General features: G+C 34.7%; 12 protein-coding genes. 6 read left to right on the top strand and 6 right to left on the bottom strand.

Annotated features, from left to right (window positions below):
• Window positions 1-17 precede the first annotated feature (17 nt).
• Together OOK92_RS05430 and OOK92_RS05425 are read right to left on the bottom strand one after the other, a co-directional pair.
• Window positions 18-1,325: a UDP-glucose dehydrogenase family protein gene (locus OOK92_RS05430; protein ID WP_264735477.1), complete on the bottom strand. Its 1,308-nt coding sequence runs from the start codon at window positions 1,323-1,325 to the stop codon at window positions 18-20.
• Window positions 1,326-1,372: 47 nt separating this feature from the next.
• Window positions 1,373-2,290: a DMT family transporter gene (locus OOK92_RS05425; RefSeq protein ID WP_264735476.1), complete on the bottom strand. Its 918-nt coding sequence runs from the start codon at window positions 2,288-2,290 to the stop codon at window positions 1,373-1,375.
• Between the two features lie 408 nt (window positions 2,291-2,698).
• On the opposite strand from OOK92_RS05425, the gene OOK92_RS05420 reads away from it, so the two are divergent.
• A complete protein-coding gene (locus OOK92_RS05420) occupies window positions 2,699-4,171 on the top strand; it encodes a hypothetical protein (RefSeq protein WP_182183394.1) in 1,473 nt (490 codons plus the stop codon).
• An 8-nt stretch (window positions 4,172-4,179) separates the two neighbouring features.
• Window positions 4,180-6,270, top strand: a complete 2,091-nt coding sequence (locus tag OOK92_RS05415) for a PD-(D/E)XK nuclease domain-containing protein (protein ID WP_264735475.1) — start codon at window positions 4,180-4,182, stop codon at window positions 6,268-6,270.
• Window positions 6,271-7,377: 1,107 nt separating this feature from the next.
• Here the strand turns inward: OOK92_RS05415 and cgtA are convergent.
• The 3 genes from cgtA to murC are packed head-to-tail and all read right to left on the bottom strand — an operon-like array spanning window position 7,378 to window position 11,199.
• Window positions 7,378-8,400 carry an Obg family GTPase CgtA gene (gene cgtA / locus OOK92_RS05410; protein WP_264688220.1) on the bottom strand — a complete coding sequence of 341 codons (1,023 nt, stop codon included), beginning with the start codon at window positions 8,398-8,400 and terminating at the stop codon, window positions 7,378-7,380.
• Window positions 8,388-9,653, bottom strand: coding sequence for a phosphopyruvate hydratase (eno, locus tag OOK92_RS05405; RefSeq protein WP_264735474.1), 1,266 nt, complete (start codon window positions 9,651-9,653; stop codon window positions 8,388-8,390). The genes cgtA and eno overlap by 13 nt, the downstream gene beginning before the upstream one ends.
• A gap of 4 nt (window positions 9,654-9,657) precedes the next feature.
• Window positions 9,658-11,199, bottom strand: coding sequence for a UDP-N-acetylmuramate--L-alanine ligase (gene murC / locus OOK92_RS05400; protein WP_264735473.1), 1,542 nt, complete (start codon window positions 11,197-11,199; stop codon window positions 9,658-9,660).
• Between the two features lie 26 nt (window positions 11,200-11,225).
• Between murC and OOK92_RS05395 the strand changes: the two genes are divergently transcribed.
• Window positions 11,226-11,900, top strand: coding sequence for a septal ring lytic transglycosylase RlpA family protein (locus OOK92_RS05395; RefSeq protein ID WP_319803909.1), 675 nt, complete (start codon window positions 11,226-11,228; stop codon window positions 11,898-11,900).
• 116 nt (window positions 11,901-12,016) lie between these two features.
• Here OOK92_RS05395 and OOK92_RS05390 read toward each other — a convergent pair whose 3' ends face one another.
• On the bottom strand, window positions 12,017-12,157 hold the full coding sequence (locus OOK92_RS05390) for a hypothetical protein (RefSeq protein WP_264735472.1): 141 nt from the start codon (window positions 12,155-12,157) through the stop codon (window positions 12,017-12,019).
• Window positions 12,158-12,271: 114 nt separating this feature from the next.
• Here OOK92_RS05390 and OOK92_RS05385 point away from each other — a divergent pair, with 114 nt between their 5' ends.
• The 3 genes from OOK92_RS05385 to OOK92_RS05375 all read left to right on the top strand — a co-directional run bounded on the left by OOK92_RS05385 (window position 12,272) and on the right by OOK92_RS05375 (window position 26,624).
• Window positions 12,272-13,693, top strand: a complete 1,422-nt coding sequence (locus OOK92_RS05385; RefSeq protein ID WP_264735471.1) for an AAA family ATPase — start codon at window positions 12,272-12,274, stop codon at window positions 13,691-13,693.
• A gap of 630 nt (window positions 13,694-14,323) precedes the next feature.
• Window positions 14,324-15,637, top strand: coding sequence for a hypothetical protein (locus tag OOK92_RS05380; RefSeq protein WP_264735470.1), 1,314 nt, complete (start codon window positions 14,324-14,326; stop codon window positions 15,635-15,637).
• 22 nt (window positions 15,638-15,659) lie between these two features.
• Window positions 15,660-26,624, top strand: a complete 10,965-nt coding sequence (locus tag OOK92_RS05375) for an ankyrin repeat domain-containing protein (RefSeq protein ID WP_264735469.1) — start codon at window positions 15,660-15,662, stop codon at window positions 26,622-26,624.
• The last annotated feature ends 241 nt before the right edge of the window (window positions 26,625-26,865 follow it).

Here is a 26,865-nt window from a genome sequence, read left to right as displayed (position 1 = left end):
AAAAAATTTCTCAACAGTTAAACTTTGTAGATAGATTTTTTACCCAAGGAATAAACATGGTAACCATATCTTAGTAATAGCTCGCTATCTAATAAATTACGGAAATCAAAAACATTAGGTGCAGCCATAATACTCTTTAAACTTGCAAAATCTTGATTTTTAAATTCTTTCCACTCCGTTAATAATAATAAGGCTTCCGCGTCTCTTGCAGCCCCTATAGCATTGTCTGCGTACTCTATATCCTTTAGAACTTGCCTAGCATTATCCATCCCCATTGGATCATATGCAGTAATTTTAGCCTTGTTATTCACTAACAATTTTGCAATATCTATAGCTGGGCTATTTCTTACATCATCAGTACCAGACTTAAAAGTTAGCCCCCATATTGCTATTTTTTTATTTTGGACTCCATTTAATACATATTCTACCTTTTTAGCAATGTTTGTTATATGATTATAGTTAGATTCTTTAACTGAATTTAAAATTTGTAGCTTAACATTGTAGTCTTCAGCAAGCCTTAATAAAGCTGACAAATCCTTAGGAAAACATGATCCTCCAAATCCTGGACCAGCTTTGAGAAATTCCTTACCTATTCTATGGTCCATTCCCATACTGTTAGCTAAAAGGTCAATGTCTGCTCCTAATAGCTCACATAAACCTGCCATCTCATTGATAAAAGCAACCTTTGTTGCTAGAAAGGCATTAGAAGCATATTTAATCATTTCAGCAGTAACTGTATCAGTGACTATTAACGGAATATTCTTATCTATAAATGATCTATATATAACTTCTAGTTTTGCCCTAGCTAGCTTAGTTTTTACTCCTATTATTATCCTATCTGGGTATAAAAAATCTGATACTGCAGAGCCTTGCTTGAGAAACTCTGGATTAACTCCTAAATCAAAGTTATAGCCCTTATTAGATAAATAATTATGTATATTTTCTGCAGTACCAGGAGGAACAGTTGACTTTATCACTATTAAGCAATCTTGATTAACTCTCTCAGAAACTTCACTTACTGCATTATATACATTCTGTAAATTTGCATTTCCTAGGGAGTCTGATGGAGTATCTACAGTTACAAATACTACTTCTGTATTGGGATTTATTTGAAAATACGAATCAAAAAATCTTATCCTTTGTGACTTTATATTATTCTCTAAATAATCTGCTAATCCAGGTTCATATAAGGGAATTTTCCCTGATTTCAAAAGTTCAATCTTCTCAGTATTTATGTCAATGCAATCAACTTTATGGCCCTGCTCCGATAACATTGTACCAGATACTAAGCCTACATACCCTACTCCTATAATAGTTATGTGCATTTTATTATCACCTTAAAAATATAGCTTAGCATCTAAAATAAATACCATTAACAATTATAAACTTTTGTTGTTACATTATTTTTCTTAATTGCCTTACCTTCCGAATAAGCTATAAATAAGGTTGATGGTATTAATATCAAAGTACCATATAAAGCACTTTTATCAGGTAATTCATTAAATATAACGTATGCTACTATTGCAGAAATTATTAGCTCTATGTATCTATAAGGTGCAAGTGCAGTAGCATCAGTAAGAGCAAAAGCTTTTAACATGAAGAACAGAATTAGGTTTGAACTTATTCCTAAAATCAGCAGTAATATTAATTCTGACAAGGAAGGCATATGCCAATAAAATAACAAAGGTGGAGTAGAAAAAATAGTTGTCGTTAGAGTTGAATAAAATAACATACTTATTACTGACTCCATACTTATTACTGACTCTTTTATTACAAGTTTCTTATTAAGTATATCTAATATAGCAAAGATCAATGCAGATACAATAAAAATAAGAATTTTAGGATTAAAATCTTCACTATGAGCTTTGGTAGCAATAGCAATACCAACAAAACCAATAATAGTTACTATCCATCTTTGCCAAATTATATTTTCCTTTAGTAAAGGGATTGCAAGAAGTATAACAAATAATGGTATAGAAAAACTTATAATCGTTGCAGTTACTATGGGGAAAGTAGTCAATCCATAGGTCCATAAGACCATTCCACAAAACAAAAGTGCACCTCTAGTTATTTGAATAGATATTTGACTTGTTTTAAAAGCTTCTATTCCATAGTAAAACATAAAAGGTACAAGGGTAATAGTGGTAAACAGAAAGCGGAAAAAAGTTATTTCAAAACTCTGAAGATGTAAACTTAGATATTTTGATATAGTATCATTAGCTACACTACTAAGTAAGCTAAGTATAAACCAGATAACCCCAAACAAATAAGCTCTCAATCTGTAATCCATAAAGCTTCTGATTTAATAGATACGATGTACTCATATAATTTTACTACAAAACTAATAATATAAAAGTTTTCTGATGTACGTCCCCAGAATGTGATCGTAAGGGTTCATTATAAATAATTCGGGAAATTTCGTCTCTTTAGACATATTAAGAGCTATGTAACGAACGTTTATATTTGTGAGTAATAGTAAGGCTCAAGGTAAGGAAAATGCTAGTGAGGTAAAGTAGAATAACGTTAATTTGATAATTTAAGCTCATTCCCTCTTGCTACATCTCTCTTTAATATCTCCTCTTTTGCAGCAGGTCTATAATTACTGCTTAAATTTAGGTGCACACTAATTTTTCGATTTATATATTATTCTAATGCTTGTATAATACCTTCATTGAATATTTGATTTTGAGGTAATTAGATGCCAAAAAGTAAAACTAAACGTGGAACGGAAGATTTGAAGGGTAATGCAGGCCCAAGCAAAAGATCTCGTCTCAGTTCTGATCCTAAAAAAAATAAAGAGATTATCTCTAGCAAAGTAATAAGTAAGCTGAAGGATGTTGTTAAAGGTGATAGAACTTCAGCTATTGAGGAATGGGTCAAGGCTCACCCTGTAACAGTAGAGGGTCTAACCGTTGAGCAATCGGACCTCTTATGTAATGCGTTTCGTGATGAATCTTGTTGGTCAGGTGCGACACTAGATGTTGCTAAATTGGTAGGAGAATTAGCTAAATCAGGTGTGTTGAATCCATTTGCTATATATAAAATAGCATGTATTGAGTGTGTAGAGAGTGAAATTAAGCAATTATTTGACAAGGCGTTAGAGTCTTTTAGATCTGACTTATCTCATAAAGGTGCATGTGAGGAAGATAGGAATTTAGCTTGCAGTGATAAGCTTGCAAGAGTTGAATTGTTAAGTTCCATGGGAAGACGTGATCCTGTTTTCAATTTCTGGATTGATCAAGAATCAGGTAACCTTAGAGAAAATATAGAAGCAGAAGATGGATTTAATAAGGCTGTAGATTTCAAGTGGAGTAAGGGAGTGGAACACTTCTATAATCGTCTGTGTTCTGAAGAAAAATTAGTGAAAGAAGAGAGAGAAAAATTGCTAGTTTCTGCTATTGCAAAATTATCTCCATTGCAATCTAGCTATAAACTTGCTTCTACCTTAAATTCCCTTCTAGGTAAAGTCATAAGCGCAAAAGTAGATCATAAGTCACTACTTGGGCTACCGAATAAGAAAGATAGGGGTGTGATCTATCGTCCTCTTAGTTACTTAGTAGAGCACGGTTTTCTTTGCACAACTAAGTATGTTATCCAGTACTTGAGCGAGGGATGTTCAAGATCTGAAGTAGAGAAAATGCTTTCACCTAGAGGATATGCACATCTTCTCTCATCGCTTTCATTTGTTGTAGTTTCTAAAGATTATGACTTGGATAACAGGAATGAAGCAAGGTCAGCTATTAGCAGTCTTTGGGAATCTAGTGTATTTAACCAAAATAAAATAAATGTTGTCGATCCTTTTAAAGATAGGATTGCTTTTGTTGCAATGGAAAATGCAATTTCAAATTTGATTGTAGATCAGGAGAACAGCAAGGATACTCAAAGTGCTGGCGATGGTGAAAAAGTTGATTTGGTCTTGAGTATTTTAAAGTTTGCTAAAGATTGTTGTTCAGACAAAAGCTTTAAATCATTAAAAGAGAGGATAGCAAATAGTTTAGATAAAACAAGGAATTCTAAGATGATAGATGCAACTAGCTCCTGCAATTTAATAGAAGAGTTGTGTAAGTCAGCGAGAAATTTGAATTTATTCTCTGCTAGCACTGAAGGTCCTCAATCTACGTTAGTGGGTACTAATGTTAGTATTTCGCCTGCTGCAGTTGTTAACAAATAGGAGTATTTATGCATGGTAATAATGAAGATCGTGAATTAGTTAGGGCTTTATTAAGTGGAGGTTGTGATGAGTTTAGTAGACAATTTGTAGGTTTTTTAAACAACTGTCCATCTTTTTTGCATTCGGCTAATAAGCCTGGCTTTTTTCCTACATTCTTTTTTGGTATGTTTTCTACTGCACATGATGCAGGTATATTAGTTGAAGATGAAAGAGTCTATTTTCGTTTTGACAATTATGGAAATCTAAAAGTTGCTGTTCTCACTAATAAAGAAAATAGAAGAATAGTCAGGTGTTATACTTTTGCTGATAATGAGAACAGCCCTGGGTCAAGGTTTAGTGCAGAAGAGAAGCAGCAGGTAGAAGAGAATCTTCCACAAGAATTACAGGAAGATGAGGATCTGGATTGGGAAGAGTATAAAATATTTCGGTTTGGAGAAGAATGTAGGTTTATTCATGAAATAGATAGATTTCCTCAACGTGATGAACCTGGAGCTCCAATTTTTCATGAAATTAACCCAATCAGAGAACAAGGTGAATTGTTAGACCTGATGAGTGAGTTGGCAAATGATGATACAGGAGAAGTGCGTACTAATGTTAAAAGAATTTTGGAATATGTTATTGATATCCATGATGAACATGAAGATAGCTTAGTGTTTCGTGCAGAGTCTGATTACCACGGTTTTCTGTGTGGGTTTTTAGTAAATTTTAGATACCGAGCTGTGGCTGATTTCTACCCAGAGCTACTTATAGGAAAAGGTTATGCAGATGTTGTTTTGCTTGTTCGTGGTGTTGATCAGACAAATGATTCGGTTCCAATTATAATTGAGTTGAAGGTTGGTGATGAGGAAGGATTAGAGCAAGCTAAAGATTATGCTAAAAGTTGTTCTGTTTCGTCTTTGCCTATTCATACCTCATCACCAAGTGCTGTTTGTGTAGCGTTAAATTTTCAATTACGTGGAGGTGCTGGTCTCCGAACTTCTGTGCAGGCCTTTTCAGAAGGTGGTCTTTCCTTAATACCGGGTTTACTACATCCTCATGGAAATGGAGTTAGGGGAAATGTAAAACGTTTTTTACAACCCATAGCATCAGAGTTCACTCAATCGCCTCATTGTAACACTTTTTCCTGTACGTCATCGTTTGTTTTTGGAAATGTTTTATCTACAAGGAGGGACTTAGAAACAAATGATGGGCGGGAGGTAAGGGTTACCAAGTATCTATTTAACCACTCTCAGGGAGAGAAAATGAAACGTACAGGTGGTAGGGGAGATGCAGCAGATATTGTAAGCCATGCGTTAACTTTAGCTCTATTTTTATCAAATATTGGTTTTGTTGTGCTTCACATTTTTCGTCGTTTAAAGTGGCAGACTTTACCAGACAAGGCATTGAACCTGTCGTTACTGCCTCAAGCCACAGATGATGCTAAGGTGCGTCAAGTACTTTGTGAAGTAGATGTCCAGGGTCATCTGGAAGTGGCTTCTGCAAAGAAATTCGAATCACTACGTGCTTACTCACGTTCTCATAGTGAAGGTTATTTCGAGGGAAGGTTTTCAGAACAAATGGGTAATGTTAGGAATTTACATCAACTTGCAGATCAGTTGATGAGTGCTGAGCCTAATTTTGGTAATGATGGTAATGTTAATGGTGAGTACAGGGCTAGGTATGAAGTTTTATTTAATGAGATTTCTCGTCTGTTGTCTCCGTTATTAAATGGAAACCGTCTACTCGTGAACAATGAAGCTAAATTTCAGGCTTTGTTGCGTGGGATATTTCAAAGTTGCGATAATCCTGCCAAGGTAATTATTGAGTTCCAGCTACAGAGAGGAAGGAAAATAGACCTAGTATTATCAAAATCTGCGGAAAATGATGATACTCATCCAATTGGAATAGAGTTGAAGTATGCTAACACCGCAGAACAAGTTGAACGAAAAAGGGTGGAGGCAAATCGACAGTTAAGTGAATACGAATTTTGTGGAGGATGCAAGCGTATTACTGGGGGAGATGCGATGGTTTTGTTATACGCTATATTAAATGCTGTAGGACAAGAGCAGGATCTGATATTGATTGGTGGGCTTCGTAGAGCATCTGGGTTTTCTAGATGACTTGTAACTAATAAAAGTACCAAAGATAAGGTTGTTTATGGGTAAAATTATGCATTAAGCTAGAGTACGTTTGAGTAAGGTTGGAGAAAAAGCAAGGTCTTTGAGCAAGAAAATTTGATTTATGTTTTCTTAAGTTAAAGTTAACCTGATGAAGTTTGTATAATTTATTGTTGGAGTTTTTTTGTTCTATTTTTACTGTAAGTTCAATCTGCTCTATCTTTGGTCTTTTTTTCTTAGTTTTGCGGCAAGTCTAATATTTTTACTACTTAATGGAATAACTTGCAGAAAGTGGAGATATAATGCTAAGGCAGAGGAGCTCAGACAGTTATCTTAAACAATAAAGAAATACTAAAGGCAAAAGATACGCTTGCGTAGTTCGAAAGCTTTCTATAGGATAAGCCTCACCTGATTTACAAATAGAATTGTTATGTTAGATGTTTGCTATTTATTCTTAAGCTCATTTTAACAGCATTTTGCTTTTTTTAGTATGTAGGGGTTTTCTAGGAATTATTCTACTGAATTCTATGATATTATTTTTTGTAACATTGTTATACATATCATGAAAATGAAGGTATTCAGTTATCTTCATCTGTGCAGATTAAACAGCAAGAAAACAACGTAGTTGGCGTCTTATTTTTAATTTTTTGCACTATGTGCACCTTATGTCTTCACAACATTTCTAGGTTTTTACCTATATAAGCTGAAACGCGCTTATAAAGCGTTTGAGACAGTATAGAACGCCAATTTGCAGGATTAGAGAGTGACAACTAGCTAACACGGGGTTTCTTTTGCCTTTTTTTCTGCTTAGTAAATTTCTTAAACATTTATGACTAAAGGTTAGTTGCATTAAAAAGCAGCTGAGTCGCGGTTATTAGACGTTTAAAACATAAAAAAACGCCAATACTGAAAATAGACAATGACTAGGGCTTCTTTTGCCTTTTTTTTCGTTTGGTAAATTTCTTAAATATTTATAGCTAACATGAACTGGGCAGTGCGTCACGCGCTGACCATTTACTGTGCAAATCACCTTCAAAAACAAACGTTCGTACACATATATTCTAGTTATATGATAAAATAAATGAAAAACATCAATTATCTAAATGAAATTCACATCTTAAAAGGATCATATACATCGATTTCCTTAGAATTACTCTTTTTCAATTTTTCACTTAATAATCTTAAAATAGGCTGTAAATCACCATTAATTGATAAGCACAGCACTTCTTTATTGAGATAATTAGCTAGGTGATTCTTCTTTTCCAGAATTTCTGCTTCCCTCAATAAGTCGCATTTGTTTAATACTACAATCTCTTCTTTTTCAACAAGATCACTATTGTAAAGTTCCAATTCATTATGGATACAACTATAAGCCGAAACAACGTCATCATGAGTTACATCGATTAAATGAAGTAAAATTTGACACCTTTCTATGTGCTTTAAAAATTTATGCCCGAGCCCAACTCCAAGGTGAGCATCAGTAATTATTCCAGGAATATCTGCTATTACAACTTCGCTATCATCCACTTTTGTCACACCTAAGTGGGGTCTTACGGTGGTAAATGGATAATCGCCTACTTTTGTATCGGAATTTGAGCAGCGAGTCAAAAATTTTGATTTACCTGCGTTTGGCATGCCAATAATTCCAACATCTGATAAAACTTTTAGTTTTAATAATACATGTTTTTCTTCGCCAGGCTGACCGTAAGTAAAATGTCTTGGTGCCTTATTAGTAGAAGATTTAAAATTAGTATTTCCAAGTCCACCTTTTCCACCCTGTGCTACTTGAAATTCCATACCAGGCTTGTCAAGATCTACTATTATCTCTTCACTTTCTTCATCAATTATTTGTGCACCGACTGGAACTCGAAGTATAACGTCTTTCCCTGCTGTGCCAGATCTATCCCTGCCTGCACCATTTTTCCCATTATCTGCTTTAATGTGTCTTCTATAACGAAAATGAAGCAAAGTGTTGAGATTAGCGTCGCTGATGAAAACTATGTTTCCACCCTTTCCTCCATTACCACCATTTGGACCACCAAATTCAACGAACTTTTCTCGACGAAAACTTGCACAACCGTCACCACCATCACCGGCTTTTAAGTACAATTTTACTTCGTCTATAAAACCCATGCTAACCCACGATAATATTTAGCATCCTTTCCTAATGCGCTTTCTATTCTGATTAGCTCGTTATACTTTGCGAGCCTATCAGAACGCGACAGCGACCCGGTTTTTATTTGCCCGCAATTTGATGCAACTGCTATATGAGATATTGTTGTGTCTTCTGTTTCACCTGAGCGGTGAGAAATAACAGCTTTGTAGTTGTTTGATTTTGCCATTTCAATAGCAGCAAAAGTTTCTGTTAACGTCCCTATTTGATTTGGCTTGATCAGTACAGCATTTGCCATTTTTTCTTCTATTCCTTTGCCTATTAGTTCACAATTTGTAACAAATAAATCATCCCCAACCAATTGAATTTTACTCCCCAATTTTGCAGTAAGTAATTTCCAACCTTCGTAATCGTCTTCACTCATTGCATCTTCTATAGAAATTATTGGATATCTTTCCACAAGATTACAATAATATTCAGTCAATTCTTTTGAAGTAAGCTCTTTATTTTCAAATTTGTAAATTCCATCTTCATAAAAAGTAGATGAAGCAACATCAAGGCCTAGTGCAAAATCACTTTGCGCTGAATAACCTGCTGATTCTATAGCGTATATGATCAAGTCAAGTGCTTCTTCAGTACTTTCAATATTTGGTGCAAAACCGCCTTCATCTCCTACGTTTGTGCTATAACCCTTTTTCTTAAGAATGCTACGTAAGTTGTGGAACACCTCCGTAGATATTCTGATTGCTTCACTGAAAGTCTCAGCACCGACCGGAAGAATCATGAATTCTTGGAAATCGAGCTTATTGTCTGCATGTACTCCACCATTAATTATGTTAATGAGTGGAACCGGCATCTGCTCTCCTCCCAAATATCTATACAACGGTATTTTGAAACTGTTTGCTGCTGCTTTTGCAACCGCAAGAGACACACCCAAAGTTGCATTTGCTCCAAGTTTAGATTTATTTTTTGTTCCATCTAGTTCAATTAATGCTTTATCAATTGCACTTTGGTTTGTTGCATCCATGCCAATGATTTCATTTGCTATCACTCCATTTACAGCTTGAACAGCTTTCATCACTCCTTTACCACAATACCTTTTCTCATCTTGGTCTCTGAGTTCCAAGGCTTCTAATTTACCAGTTGAAGCTCCAGAAGGTACAGAGGCCCTACCTATTGCTCCATCACAGAGTTCAATTTCCACCTCAACAGTGGGGTAACCCCTGCTATCTAAAATTTCTCTTGCAAATACGTTGTTGATTATCTTATTCATCGCATTAAACCTTAACTTCCGCAACAAGTGCTGCAGTTTCCTTTGCCAATTTAGCTATATTACTACCAGCACCAATAAATAATACTATATCACCTGGACTTGTCAAATCACTAATAAAATGTGAAATGAGTAGAGCATCATTCATAATTTTTACATCATTAAACCCATTACTGATTAAAGCTTTTTGTATATCATCAATCCCACAACCAGGAATAGGCTTGTCTTCTGGGGGATGAATAGGAGTAAGGATTACATAGTCAAACATCATAAAGATCCTTATGAATTCACCAAAAAAATTACGAACGCGAGCAAAACGAAGTGGTTCGATAATTCCTATTACTTTTCCTTTAGTAATCGAACGTGCAGCCGTTAAAGTTGCATATATTTCATTTGGATGATGGGCATAATCCTCAATTAACTTAACACCTTTAATATTGGCAATCAAAGAGAATCTTCTTGCTACTCCTTGAAATTCCAAAAGGCCTTTTTTAATCTCTGCATTGCTAATCCCGAGCTTTATCGCAACTGATATTGCAGCCAAGGCGTTGCTGACCTTATGCATCCCTATTGCGTTTGCTAGTATTACATTTTTTATGTTTCTGGATCCCAGTGTCACGCACTGGGATGACAGAAGGTGATGGGATGACAGAAGGTGATGGGATGACAGAAGGTGATGGGATGACACCTGCTTTTTTGTCATGCAAGTAGCTGATGCTGGAATCCAGTTGTTCAACACATCAAATTCCATGCTGTTATTATGTTGTTCGATGTTGCTGGCTCTAATGTTACCACTTTCAAACCCAAACATCATAGAGTTACTTGCATCATAATTAATGCCTACAGAATCAGGCAAAACTGCAAAACCTGCTTTGCTTATAAACTGAGAAAACGCATTTTTAATATCGTCGAATGTACCATAATGATCCATATGATCGTCGTTAATACTCGTTATGACAGCAATATTTGCAGGAATTTTTAGCATGGTTCCATCAGACTCATCAGCTTCGATTAAAAAAATGTCACTCTTTCCAAGTTTTGAATTACTCTGATACGAATTTAGTATTCCTCCTACAATTACAGTTGCATCAATATTAGAATGATCAAAAATAGAAGCAATCATAGCCATTGTTGTCGTCTTTCCACTTGAACCCGAAACTGCTATCACATATTTATCTTTCATAATTTCAGCAAGTATGTCTGATCTATGCAAAATGGTTTTATTGTTATTTCTCGCTGTTACTAACTCCACATTATCAGATTCTATCGCAGAAGAATGTACAACTATTTGAGCTTGGCTTATATTATTAGCATTGTGACCAATAAAAACCTCTATGCCCAGCCTTTGTAATCTATCTACATTGTTGTTTGATTGTGCATCACTGCCTTGAACTTTGTAATTGGAATTGTGAAGAATTTCAGCAATGGCACTCATTCCGATTCCACCTATACCAATTATATGTATTATTCTTTTTTGAGTTTTGTTAATATTTAGCAGTAGATGTTTACTCATTACTAAATTTATTATAGTATAATTTAAAATCCTCATAGTATCGAACCCTCTTACCGAATACAATGATAAAAAACCTAGCCTTCCTATGTCTAATATTTGTTTTGATGAGTAGTTGCAGTTTTAGCAACAGGTTTAATTGCACTGCAGGTCATTATAAAATTGGCTGCAGCTACACAATAAATGGTATAACTTATTATCCAAAAAACTGTAAACACTATGAAGAGATAGGGATAGCGTCGTGGTATGGAATAGAAGATCATGGCACGCTTACAGCAAATGGTGAAGTGTTTAACCGTCACTTGATCTCTGCAGCGCATAAGACTTTGCCCCTACCCTGCTTTGCTCTTGTCACTAATTTAGAAAATGGAAGAAAGCTTGTTGTAAGGATTAACGATAGAGGGCCTTTTATTGAAGGCAGAATAATAGACTTATCAGAAAAAGCAGCTCAAGTCTTAGGATTTCATAAAGTAGGGCTTGCAAAGGTAAAAGTCCAATACCTAAGAAAGATGTCAGAACAATTGATACAAAATACTCCTCATTACAGAAAGCAATATGAAAAAGAAATGCAGAAACGTCACCCAAAACAAGACAGTGCAGAAAGTAAGGGATATGTTGCATTTTTTAAAAGTGCTCAGGCTGCTAAATCAGCTGCATCAAAGCTTCGCAATCAAGGAATAAAAAATGTTAGATTGCTTTTTAAGAACGATCAATATTGCGTGAAAGTGAGTTATAGGTAGTGGTGAGTGCAGAATTCGAAAGATTTGGTTAATGTAAGAAACGCTGGCTAACTATTGTAAGTTAAAAATGTAATATAAAAAAGATATCAACAATTTATAGCTATACCGCCGCGGCGCTAACACGTAGCGGAATGACGAGTTACTATACCACCGCGAACCGTCATACCGCCGCGAACCGTCATACCGCGATTCATTCGCGGTATCCCAGCATAGATTCCGCTAACACGTAGCGGAATGACGAATTTGTCGTTTTTCAAATTGTCGTAAGTCAGTTTAGCTATAGCACTATAGAGACAAAGATCAAAATTTACTTATTTACGTCTCCAATTTCATTGTGTATAATGGAGACAAAGATTTATATTTTGTATTTTATGTCTCCATCATTTATTGGTAGGCAAACCGAGTTGAAGCAACTGCTGGAGCTTACGGAAAAAAACACTGCATCTTTTGTAGTAGTCAAAGGAAGGCGTCGTATAGGAAAAAGTCGTTTAATTCAAGAGTTTGGTAAGCATTTCGAGCAATATTACTCATTTATAGGTTTGCCGCCAGAAAAGCATACTACAACATCCCACCAACTTAATGAATTTTCTAGACAAGTTGCTAGACAATTTAATACATCTTTTGCTAGATATGACGACTGGAGTGACTTACTATGGGCAGTTGGTGAACGTTTACTATCTGGCAAAATATTATTGCTCCTTGATGAAATTTCTTGGATGGGCTCAAAAGATCCAACTTTTTTAGGCAAAATAAAGAATTTTTGGGATACACAGCTAAAAAATAATAACAAGCTAATTTTTGTTGTCTGTGGATCAGCTTCATCCTGGATTGAAAAAAATATACTTAGTAGTACTGGTTTTGTAGGAAGAATATCGTTGACTTTAACACTCGGGGAGTTATCACTTTCTGATTGCAATGAATTTTGGCCAAAAAATATTTCAGCATACGAAAAGTTTAAGGTGCTTGCAGTAACCGGTGGAATTCCAAAATATTTAGAAGAGGTAAATTTTAAACATGGTACTGAAGAAAATATTAAAAAGCTTTGTTTTACAAAAGGTGGGTTTTTAGTTGAGGAGTTTGACCAAATATTTTCAGATCTATTCATGCGAAAAACAGCTTTTTATAAGCAAGTAGTGAGAGCTCTTTCTACTGGAGCTAAAGAACAGGAAGAAATTTGTACTGCTTTAAACATTGCAAGACACGGACGCATTTCTGAGTATCTATATGAGCTCGAGCTTGCCGGTTTTATTGCAAAGGATCACACTTGGGATATAAAAACGGGTACTGATTCACGACTCAGGAAGTACAGACTTCAAGATAATTATTTAAGGTTTTATCTAAAATATATTGAAAAAAATCTAGGAAAAATTAATCGCGACACCTACTCTATAGGGTTACTTACATCTCTACCAGAGTGGCATACAATTATTGGACTTCAGTTTGAAAATTTGGTGCTTAACAATAGAAAGAGCATACATAATATCTTGAGAATTGATGGAATAGTAAGCGAAAATCCATTTTTTCAGAGGAAGACAGGTGCTGGTTGTCAAATTGATTACATGATTCAAACAAGGTTTAACACACTCTACATTTGCGAAATCAAATTCTCAAAAAATAAAATCGGTCATTCAATAATACAAGAAGTACAAAAGAAAATAGATACACTAAAGCGTCCAAAAGGCTTTTCATGTCGTCCAGTCCTTATTCACGTTAACGGTGTGAGTGATGACGTTATAGATAGTGATTACTTTTCAAACATAATTGATTTTGGAGAATTATTGAATTGTAAGTAATTCTTGCTCTACTTTTTCAACTTTGTGTTGTTTAACATTGGAACAAGATTCCAGATGACATCTTTCATGAACTCTTATTATAACAATGTTCGTACAGATGTGTGCCACGCGCTGGAATGACATGGTGAGGTGTCATCCTGCTGCTCCTTTCTTGTCATCCCGCGCGGAATAATTAACCGTCATACCGCCGCGGTATCTCACATAGATCCCGCTAACAAGCAGCGGGATGACGATTGTCAGGGTGTCATCCAAGTAGCCCCTTTTTTTGTCATCCCAGTGCCCAGACCATGCCATCCCAAAACAAAAAGCTCTCACCGCCCTTGGTTTTGAGTGTTGGAAATGTTTATTTTACTTGAGATCTTGGTAATATATCTTGCTAAATTAATATTAATTTACTTGTGGAATAATTAAGGCAAGCTTATGATAAAAATAGAATTTAAAAGCAAATAATAGACCTTATATTGAGCCTGTTAAAACGCTTTTATCGAAATATTACTTTTGGTTAGAAAAAATTCCTACAATATTAATTGACAAATTTTAAGGGTGGAGTACGATGTCAGAGTTGATATGGAATTTATAAATTATTATAGCTCTGTATCTTAATATGGTTTTGTTTGTGAGGTAAGAATTATGGACTATGATGAACTCAGAAAAGCGGTTTTCTTTATTATTAAAGATAATGATCCTTATAAAGAATCTAAACAACTTCAATTAGAAAACTGGTGCGGTGCATTTTTGCCTTTATTTGATACCTGGGGTGAAACAAAACTTCCATTCTTTTTAGATGTGTTATCAAATGAAGAATGTTGGGAAAAAACCGATACAATACATGGTATCAAGCTTAATAGAAGAGTAGTTGCTAAAAAGGTGATTGAACCTCAGAGTTGGAAAGGCACAAGCAATCCATTAGAGGACTTTTATCTTTACCAAATCGCATGTTGGTGTTGCTTAGAAGAAGACATAATCTCTCTATTTGAACATTTTAAACAGAAGCATAAAGTGAAAGACGGTGACCCAGACGCATTAAAAAAGCTAGCAAAAAGAATAAGTGGAAGTTGGTGTACAGACGCAATGATGCAATTTTGGTCACATTTCATTAGTGGATACATTTCAGAGTTAGATCTAAAAGGTCAGCATCCTTATGTCTTTGGTTTACATCGTGCAGCAATAAGTTCGAGGAGAAGACGTGTAGAAGCAGTAGAATTCTTTTGGAATAAGATAAAATCATTACCTGAAAGTGAGTTAAGTGCTCAAGAGAAAGATGAAGTTTTCATGAGAATTGCAGTGCATGCAGCACATGATAATGGCTATCCCGATGTGTTTGAATTTTGTTTAAGTCAGATAAGTCCTGATAAATATCCAGAGCTTTTGAAAAGAGATTTAGAAAAGAATGGTTATTATGGATCTTTAAATAGAATGAAGGACGTGCTTAGTTTTGATAAATTTCAGGAATTATTTGATTGTTTAAAATCAAGTGAAATTTCAGAAGATGATTATTCTCTTTGGTTGAAATTCATGATAAAGGACTGTCCAGAGCATTATTTAGGTGCTGGTGTGGAGGTTTTTATGCATATGTGGAAAAAAGAAGGATTTGATAATCATTGTACCTTCACATTGGACGAGGAAATGATGGAAGATTCTTCTTTTCAAGGAAAATTTTCAGTACATTTGGTTGAAAAAGGTTTTATGAAGCCAGTGTGGGCAATGTTAGATAAGGCTAATTCTAAGCAAATCAAGGAGTTTATGTCTTCTGAGAAAGCAAACTGTATACATTCTATATTAGAACAAAGAGATAATCAATCATTAAATAAGTTTTTAGGCTATGGTAAGTCTGCTGATAAAGAACTCGATCAAAAAAACATACCTGGCCCAAGTGGTGATTTAGCTGAGGTAGAGCTCAGTAAAGTGCATGATCAATCTTATGTGGGGTTAGGTGATCATTAAAGAGATCTAAAAGGAGGGTTATATGCCTAAAAGAAAACAAGGAGAAGTTGATAATCAAGGAGTGCAGGATTTTGAATTAATAGAGCTACTAATTCGAGAGTCAGTAAAAGCTGGCCCAAGTACTTCAGTTCCAAAAGGGAGTGATTTTGAATCTTTCAAAGCAAGGTTTCAATCGTATGTTGACCAGGTTCCATCGTATTTACATTCAGTAGGTAAAGAAGGGTTTTTTCCTCATTTCTTTTTAGGAAGCTTTTCTACTTTGGTAGACACGGAAATTGCAACAAAGCTGAATATTGAGAAAATATATTTTAGTTTTGACAGCTCAAAGACTCTAAAAGTAGCTGTTATTAAAAAAGGAGAAATCAAAAGCCCAGAAGATGCTGCTGATAAAGTAAAGCTCTTTGTTATTGCAGAATCTGGTAGCACAAGAAAAAAGTTTAGTTATGGTGAGCTAGATAAGATATTAGGCAATACTAAAGTCGCCAGGAATAACGTTGTGAGGCTAGCTAGAGATCAAGGTAAGCTAGGTGTGAGATTAGTAGAAATCACTAAAGAAAAAGATGCCAAAGGGAAAATGGCAGGAATATCTGTTAATGTGGAAAATAATAAATTGGACAATGATGCTTCTACAATACATGAGTTTAAGGAAATAAAAAAGGGATTATGGAATAATCCAGAAAGTGATATAGCAAAGCTGACTAATCCTGATGTGGAAAAAGTGAAAAAACCTGTTGAAAATATTCTAAAAAAAGTTAGTAAAATTCACTCTGAACATAAGGATTCACTTGTCTATGGTCAAGAAGTAAAAGAAGCAGCACATCATGGATTTGTAGCAGGAGCTTTAGTGAATTTCCGCTATAGGTATAATCTCAGGGTTTACTTAGAGCAATTTGCAGGGAGAGGTTATGCTGATATTGTTCTAGTGCCTCGTGGCAAGGATAGGTCATTAAACGCTGTTCCAATTATTATTGAATTAAAAGCAGGAACAGCTGCTGGTACAACGCCAGGTAATGCATTAGAGCAAGCAAAAGATTATGCAAAAGGTTTTCAGCCAAACACAATGCGTGTTTTAACCGTTTCAGATAATGTGCTTTGTGTAGGGTTAAATTTGGATTCAACTGAAAAGTTTTCAATGTATATATCTCCACCTCGTGAAAGGGAACCTGCTCCACCTACAATACAGAAGCTTTTAGAAGTAACTTCAAGTTGGAATGGTGAAAGAAGTACGACTACTGATATAACAGAAAAGATAAAACAGCCACTAGAACGTATTTACCATACATTTCCTGGTACACCAGAGAAAGGAGGTAATTACTTTAGTAGATTTTTATTAGGGCAACTTCTTCTTGCTGATAAGTTTGTAGATATTGATTTAGAGAAATCTGTATTTTTATATAATGAGTACCCACTTGCTTCTTCTACAAGGTCTGGTGCACAATCAACTGAAAGGCCTGTGACAACATTCATGCTGACTAAAGGAAATCAAGGGCAGAATAAAGAGGTGTTTATCTTTCACATTAGAGAGGGAGGAAAAGGAGAGTTTAGTGAGAAAAAAATACCCATTAACCTACCAACAGTCAGTAAAATAACAGAAGTATGTATAAGTTTACAAGAGGAAAGAAGATCAGATTTTTTCGATGTAGAGAAGGTTAATAGATATAATTCCTTGGATAAGTATAGGCAGGGAAAAAGTTTTTTTGGTGGAGAGTGGAAAAACATTCCTTATCCTGCTGGGTTAAAGGAAACATTTGATGAGGTATTGAAGTCTCAGCTTGCTTCTTCACAAGATCAATCTCAATCAATAGGCAAGTATAAGGAGTTATTTGGAAAATTAGGTGAGACAGTGCTACCTTTTAAGGTTCTAATAGAAAAGGAAGCGCATACTCAAGCTATATCTCACGGAGCATTTAGCCACTATAGTGATATAAAGCTAGGAGAACTACAAGAAAACAGGGCATTAGTATTAACTGAGTTTCAAACAGGCAGAGGAAAACGTATTGATATGCTGGTTCATGGTATCAAATTTGCAGATCAAGCTAGCAGTGCTAAAGAATACGATCCAGTAGGGTTAGAGCTTAAAGGACCAAGGGAAGGCAAGACAGCTGATGCATTAAAAGATGAGGCAAACAAACAAATAGCCGATGAGTATAAGAAAGGTGTAACTTATAAGACGCTGACAGATGGGAAAAAAGTAGATTTTATAGGTGTTGTATTTGATAAAGGTGCGAATAATGCAGATTCCCTTATCTTAATGAGCAAAGATGCGTTTACTCCTGTTAAGGTAGTTCATAGTTCTATCTTTAGTATTAGTCAGCAGCAATGTTCTAAAGGAAGGAAACAGCGCAGTACAGGTATGGTCTGTATAGATTCACGTGATGAAGAAAAGATTACAGAGAAAGAAAAGGAAAAACTTATTAAAGAGTTGTCTGGTATTGAAGCTTATGACACAAAAATTATAACTATAGATTCTCCTCAAGTGAGTATTGATAGTGATAAGGTGAATATAAAATTCAAGGACAATGACGGTAATGGTAAAGAATTAATAATAGATAACGCTACAAATATTAAAAGTATAGAAAATTATATACTGGATAAGGAAAATCTTGAGATAAAGTTAAAAGTAAGCAGCGATAAAGAGTATGCGATAATAGAAGAAATTAAAGAGCAAGGTAGTGAATATTATTTAAAAATTGATGATTATAGAATAAAATTAGATAGTATATTTAAAGATGGAAAAGAGGTAGTCTTTGATAAATTACATCAACTATCAAATGATAAGCAGTTGTTAGAGAATAAAAAATACATTGAAGACATAGGTGATGTTCAAACTAATCAAGATTACAATGATATTGTAAAGGAAATTAAACAGAGCTTATTAGCAAAAGAAGTTAGAGAAGATACTTTCGATAGGTTTAAAAGTCATTTTGATGATCTTGGTGAAAAAGTTTTTGCAGATTATATTAGTAATGTAGAAAGCAGCCTTAAAGAAAAAGGAATTGCATTTGATCGTGATAAATTTGATTCAGCAAAAATAAAAGGAGCAAAAGGTGGAAAGTTTTTTTCCCTCATGGCCATATATGACTTGTTTGATAGCATAAGTGATGCAACAACACTTGGACGGCATGATAATGATGCTCTGAAGCAAGTGTTTGGTATCAATGGCATACTAGATGCTATGGATGATGTTAGAGAGAGTATAAGTATTTCTCCTAATAGTAAAGTAGGAAAACTGATTGGTAAAATACCAGGGCCTGCACGTCAAGCTTTTGTTAAGGTTATCAGTAATCCTGTAGTTCAAAGTATTACATTTGCGACTATCGCTTATCAATTTGGATATAGTGTAAATGAAATAGCTCAAGGTAATAATCATCCATTAAATTATTATTGGACAGCTAGTAGTGGTATAAAACTAGCAAGCATGAGTATAAGGCCTATAAGTGCAGGAGTTAGTTTTACGATAAAAAGTGTAAGTGCTACTACTAAGATTTTAAGAGGGTTATCTGCTGCAGGCAAAGTTTTAGGAAGGGTAGCAGTAGTTACTATGGCTGCTGATGTATTGATAACAATTGGTGTAGAAATCCATGAAAGAATGGAATATACAAAAGCAATAGCAGAACAAGTACCTCTGTTACCTGGTAATGAGCAGGCAGAAGTCTTTTTTGCAAAGGTGATCAAGTTTTTTACAGGAAGAGATGTAGAAAAGGAATATGGGGATATAATTAGAGTAAAAGGTTATTTAAACCATGTAAAAGAAGTAGCTATTAAATTGTTAGATGATAATTATAATATAGCTGCAATTGTACAATATGTAATCTCTATTGAAGAAAAATATAGTGAGATAATTAGAGATGCAGATCGTATATGTCAACCGGGTCCAGCGTTCACGGGGTTCTGTCATCAGACGTGTGAGTTAGAAGAAAAATACAATAACATCTCTTTTAGTAATGTTAACACAGCTTCTAATGCGGAGAAAGATTTATCTTCCCTCGATATCTCTAAAACACTACCTATGAGATCTTATACTTTGGTTATGAATGAAGGTTGGGAAAGGTTTATCTGTAACATAAAAAACAATCCTAAATGTGATCAAGATATAGATAAAAAGAAGGTTTATGTTGTTAATACAGATGCAAAACATATTCCTCATCTAACAAAATATGAGTACGAAAATCTTGGTTTAAGAATTATAGATGCACCATTAAGAAAACCGACACAAAAATCTCAGTGCAGTAAAATAATTAATGAAAAGGGTGGTGGATTTTTTCCATGCAATATCAACAAAATCCATAGGAATTGTCAAGAGACCTTTACTCTCTCAGGTAAACCTTTTATTTTTACTAATCCAAAAAGGAAAGATTCTTCCCTTATAAAAAAGGGAACATACCCTAAAGACTCGGTACTGTATATTTCAGGGCCAAGGACATTAACAGCAGCAGCAAATTATCCGGCGGTAATGCATATTCCAGAAGGCAGTGATATACGTTATATTGGCTCAAAAAATAATGAAACTATTTTTATTATTAATAATTCTATATCTGGTACTCTTGAAGGTGGAGCAGGAAAAGAAAATACTGTAGTAATGAGTGTTAAAGCTAATGATATCGTTGCTGATTTGCACAACGGAATTATAAATTATAGTAACAGCAATAACATAAGATTGGTTAACACATATAACTACGTATCTAATTCTGACAACAAGCAAAATATTACTACTCATTGTGAAACAAGATTGATTAATGTGAAAAACGCAGAGATTTGGCAGAATTCATCTAACTGTACAGACAAAGATTATGAAGTTAGAGTAGTTAACAAAGAAAATCTGCATCACAGGGGATTAAAGCAGACAATATTTGTTGTTAATGAAGATAGTGATAATGCTAGGATAGTAAGTGATTTAGGTAGTACAGGAAAAATAAAAGGAAATATTGACGTAATAAGGATTCAAGTTGCTAATATCACACAGTGGAGAATAAATGAAAATATAGAGGAAAGTGGCTATAACTTAGATCTTTTAGCTGATGATATGCAAAGTATTGTTACAAGTACTAAAATCGGTGATTTTAACAATCTATCAATCGAAGTAAATTGCAATGGAATAACAGAATCTGTTGCAATACAAGATAAGTCTTTGTCTGATACAGTAGAAGATATTAGATACCAAAAATTGAAAAATTCAGGAAATGATATTAGTGGAGAGATAATACAAAATAGCGAAAAAAAGTTAAGAGCATTTATACAAGCAAGTATTCTAGATCAAGAATTGACTAATACTTATCAAGTTGCAAAAGATATTGCTAGTAAGAGTAATTTGGACATACCAATATCTCAAATAGAAGTTACCAAAAATTACATGGGAATACCTAGTGAAAAAGTGATAATTGCAGGTATGTACTCAGATCAGGTAATTGTTGATTTTAGCCCCAGTGGTTCTAATATAGCAAACAGTTATCAGAAATATCGTGGAAACGGAGGAGAGCTTAATTATAATAACTATATTATGGCGTGTAACCATCCTCAGGATGTGACAGTAGAAGGAGAAAATTTTCAACATAAGTATATCATCAAGCTACCAGAATATGATCATGAATTAAGCAGGGAAATTTCATCATCGCCGATAAGGCTCAATCTAAAAATAAAAAACAAAGTAACACCTTACCAAAGTATACCCTACGATGTTATCGATTTTGCTGAGTTGAATGTAACAGATATTGATAGTATAGGTATAGAAGAAGGTGAAAGGAGTTATATAAATGAATGTTATAACCAATCAATCTCTGACCTTACAGAGGACAGTTTAGAGATAAAAGATATTACAGTACTTGGTAGTAAAGGTACTAAATGGTCTTTATCTATTGGTTTAGTTGATTATTTTGAAAGTCTAGAGCATCAACAAGTTGTATTACGAATGAACAATGAGCTTTATAAAATTGATAGTACAAATTCAAAGCTTGAGCATGTAGAGATGGATCCTAACTCTTTCAGATATTATCAGCCAGATGAACAAGGATTACAGATTTATCATAATCAACCTATTGACAATAATGATGTTGGGTTGGTTGATTTTAGAGATAAGTCTATATTGGGTTTTGATATGGAGATTGCTGATGGTAGTTTAGTGCTATCATATGGAAATAGTACCATTGCAAAAGTAGAGAATTGGAATAGTTATCAACCAGCAAGAGAAATGATGTTTGCTTTTAATGATACGATGGTTTCTAATTTGAAATGCATAGTCTCTGCTTGTAATTCGAAAGATGTTATAGAGGACTTTAATAAGGAGAAAGTAACTTTATTAAAGGAGCACATGTTTGATGCTATAGTGCAAAACAATATTAATGAAGCTAAAGGTTTAATTAGAAAAATTGAAAGTATTAATACTGAAAGTAAGCATGAATTAACACCTTTATATATGGCTATTCAAGAAGGTAGATTGGACATAGTAGAAATTCTTTTTGAGAGAAAGTATTTTAGTATTAAAGATAAAGACGTCCATCCTCTTCACTTAGCTGTTCAGGAAGATAAATTAAATATAGCTAAGTTTCTTGTTGATAGAGGTGCTGATATTCAAGCTAGAGATAGTGATGGTAGAACACCTCTACGTATGGCTGCTTACAACGGTGATTTAGAGATGGTCAAATTCTTCCTTGATAAGAATGCTAGTATTGAAGCTAAAGGTAACGACCCATATAAGATGATGGGAGTAGTTGAGGGCGTAAAGAAGGAAATTATTAACCAAGCAGATACTGCACCTAATGTAAAAAGATGGGCAGAGTTTTTTGTAGAGAAGTTAAGATATTCAATAAAAAGTGTAGCAAAAGAGAAGCTAAAGGATGGCATGTTGCGTAATAGGTATAGTTCAGTTAATGAACTTGCTAATGAAATTTATAAATCAGATGGAAAGCTGTTTGATGATATAATTAAAGGAGTTATAAATGATGTGTATGGGAGGGTAGATACGAAAGAAACATTAAGTTATGTACGCAGTCATAATAATGCTGGTCAGCGTATATCAGGTTATGTAGCTGTGTTTGATGCAATGCAAAGAAATGATGATTTAAATAATAGTGCAATATTTAAGTTAGCTTACTCTATTAAAGAGGCAATGAGTTTTGATAAATATTCTAGTCTCGATTCAGAAAAAAGATCTGATCTTGAAAGGCTAAAAAGTAAATTACCAGAATCAGTAAAGAATATAGTATTTGCATCAAAAGTATGTATTAAAAATACTTATCAAAATGAATATTTATATGCTGCTGTTGATTGTTTTAATTATGACACAGAAAGGAGGAGAGCGTTTACTTGGGTTCCTGGGAAAAATGATAAACAAAGTGTGTGGAAGATTCAGCCTGATGGTGATAGCTTTCGTATAGTAAATGTTGAGTTTAATGAACATTTATATGCTGCTAGTAATTATTTTAATTATGATAATGATAGACGAATGGTATTTACTTGGATTCCAGGGGGACAAGTTACGCAAGGTGTATGGAAGATTGAGCCTAACGGTGATAAATGTAATATAAGGAATGTTAAGCATAATGAGTATTTGTATGCTGCTGATTATGCTAAATATGACAAAGATAGGAGAAGAGTATTTACTTGGGTTCCGGGGGGCAAGGTTACACAAGGTGTATGGAGAATAGAAGATTGTGGATCTACTGTAAGAAAAGGTAGAAGTCAGGTTGAAGGTACAAGCGCTGTGGACAATACTGGTGGGGCTTTTAGTTCTAATCAAAGCATAATAGAGCCTCCTGTTTGCGATGTTTCCGTGAATAGCCATTTTGGAAAAGGTGTTGATGTTAATACTACAGATGAAAATGGTTGGACACCACTACATTTAGCTGCATGGGAAGGTCAATTAGATGATGCTAAGTTATTAGTCAAGGAGGGAGCTGATATTAGTGCTGAGAATATTTTTGGTAGGAAACCTATACATGTTGCTGCTGAAAATAATAATACAAACATCATAGAGTTTTTTCTCAGTAAGGGAATGAACGTTGATGATACTGATAGGTATGGTAGAACGCCACTATACTGTGCTTCTTGGAATGGTCACTTAGGTGTAGTGAAGTACCTTGTAGAAAAGGGAGCTGACATTAATGCTCAGGACAAAGGTGGTGAGACATCGCTGGATGCTGCTACTGATCAAAAACATGAAGATGTTGTAGGGTATTTAAAACAAGTGCAGCTAGATCAAGAATTACTTATTGCAGCACAATATGGTAATTTTGATGAAGTTAGAGATCTTGTAAGTCAAGGGGCTAGCTTGAATACTAAGTATAGTAATGGGATGACTGTTATGCATTCTGCTGCTTATGGTGGTAATCTGGATATAGTAAAATATTTTGTAGCAGATGCAAAAAATAGCTTAGAAATTAAAGATAATGGCAGTAGAGTTCCCCTGCACTATGCTGCTTACAATGGTAAGCTAGATGTGGTAAAGTATTTTATAGATGAGGAGAAAGTTGATGTTAATCTAAAAGATAGTGATGGGCAGACAGCATTGCACATGGCTTCTGGTGGCGGCCATCTGGATGTAGTGGGGTATCTTGCAAGTAAGGGAGCAGATATCAAAGCTAAAGATAAGGATGGTAAAACACCGCTAGATATCGCCATCAACCGAAAGTATGATAGCGTCGTAAAATACTTAAAACAAGCTCAATTAAATGAGCAATTACTGGCTGCAGTGCAAGATAGTGATTTTAGTAAAGTAAAAGATCTCATAAATCTGGGTGCTGATGTTAATATTAAAGATAAGGATGGTAAAACACCTCTACATTATGCTTCACAGTCTTATCATCGTTTAGGTATGGTAAAGTATCTTATAAGTAAAGGAGCTGGCATCGATGTCAAGGATAACAGTGGTAGAACTCCCGAAAATGAGGCAGATGATACTAATTCTAATACAATGATGGAAGTTTTTATGCAAACACGCTTAGATAAAGAATTGTTACTTACTGTAAAAAATGAAAAGGATCTAAAGACAATCAATGATCTTATTGCTAAAGATATTGACGACAGAACGCATGGCGGGTTTTATTATACTTGGAGTGGTAACTTAGGCACAGTGGAGTTTCTTGTTAGTAAAGATGTGAGTGTTAATGCGACTGATAAATATGGCTGCACATTACTACACTGGGCTGCATTGAAAGGTCATTCAGATATCGCTAAGTTTTTAGTTGATAAGGGAGCTAATGTGAATGCTAAAGATATACTTGGCAGAACTCCTATGCACTTTGCTGTTATGAATAATCACAAGGATATTCAAGGTGTCTATGGTAGGGGGCCTATGTATACTGCTGCTGAGAACAATGATAAAGAAATTATAGAACTTTTCCTCATGAAAGGAGCGAGTATTAATGAGGCTGATAGAAATGGCGAGACGCCACTACACTTGGCTTCTTGGGGTGGTCATTTAGATGTGCTGCAATATCTTATAAATAGTGGAGCTAATGTTGATACTAAAGATAATAGTGGTAAAACATCTCTAGACATTGCTAGAGATAAAGGACATAATAATGTTGTAGAGTACTTACAACAAACACAGTCAAGTCTAAATAGGCAATTGTTAGCTGCAGTGCAAGGTGGTGGTTTTAATGAAGCTAAAGGTCTCATTGCCAAGGGTGCTAACATTGATACTAAGGACGAGGACGGCAGTACACTACTGTATTCAGCTGCTGAAATAGGTAATTTAGATAGAATAAGGTTCCTTCTTGACAATGGTTCTAATATTGAAACTGAAAATGGGGAATATCAAGCAACTCCTTTACATGGAGCAGTTGCAAACTACAGGCTAGATGCAGTCAAGTTACTTCTTAGTCATGATGCTAATGTTAATGCTGAAGACAAAGGTCATTGGACACCTTTACACTATGCTGCTGGCACCGATAGACTTGATATAGTGAAGTCTCTTGTAGATGCTGGTGCTAATCTCAGTGCTACAGATGATTACGGTAAAACACCACTAGATATTGCTAAAGATAAAGGACATAGTAGTATTGTGAACTATTTAAAAGAAAGACTCGAGGAAGAAAGATCTGCACGACGCGAACGCCGTCATTTGCCAAGTGAATCCCTAAATTCAGTAGCAAGTAGTGGCACAAGATCATCTTCATGGATAAATGGTTTGTGTGGTTGGGCAAAAGAAAAAGGTGGAAAATTGGCATCAGATTTAGTAAATGGGTTATACAGAGGTACAGCTAAAGAATTAAAAGATTCTAAACTTACAGATATTCAAATGGACTCAAGCAATCAATGGAAATCAAAACAGCCTAGCTATGATCAAGCACAAGAGATGGAATTTCAATATATGTCAAAGTATGATGCTCGTAAAGGTAATGATAAGAATGCCGGTGCCTACAGCAAAAAACGTGGCAATGACAGGCAAGCAAAACAACAATATGAAAGCAAAATAAACAATAAACAGAGTGTTATTAGCGGGAGTGTTAATCAATCCAAAATTATAAGTAATGAAAAACAGCAGAAGTCAGGGGTTTTACATAATAAGTCAAAACCTACTTTATCTTACAATGGCAACAAAAACCATAGTTACTTTGATGATCGATCTAAAAAGATTAGTGAAAGAAAGGAGCACATAGTAAATCATAAACAGTTTGATAACAGCTCCTATGAACATAGTAACCAATACAAACCAATGATTAGTGCAAACAATAAATGGTCTGAAAAGATTAGTAATGAAAGAATAGATAGTAGAAAAATGATAGGTGGTGCAAATCAAAAACAACAAGGTTTTCATCAAAACCAGCAAAGTTCTCATAATTCTAAACATGCGCATTTAACAAGAGCTACAGTGCAAGTTGATGTACCAAGTACATTGTTTGCATTGAACATGTTGGCCATGAAAGCGACAAATCAGAAATTTAACAATATGCCATTACCTAAGAAAATCCAAAAGGGAATGCTGCATGCTGAAAAAGTTAGAGCTGAGACTTTAGGAAGAATTGAAGGTACTTTATGGTTTACCAAATAAGTAAAAAAGGATGTCATTCTGTTTAACTCTTCAACTTTATCAGAAGGGAGATCAGTAGCAAGTTTGAGGGTTATAGATAGATAAAGTAGAAATTAGAGGTACAAGACTGAGATTAGGAAATAAGTGGTAATGTACTCTCCGTGTTAAACTTACAGTATGTATTTTTGATATGGAAGGCTGAATAGGAGGGTTTCGTTATGATAGTAATTTATATAATTCTATGTTCAATCTTTATAGCCAT

Source organism: Wolbachia endosymbiont (group A) of Rhinocyllus conicus (assembly GCF_947250775.1).
GTDB lineage: Bacteria > Pseudomonadota > Alphaproteobacteria > Rickettsiales > Anaplasmataceae > Wolbachia.
This window is presented reverse-complemented; position numbering and strand designations above follow the sequence as displayed.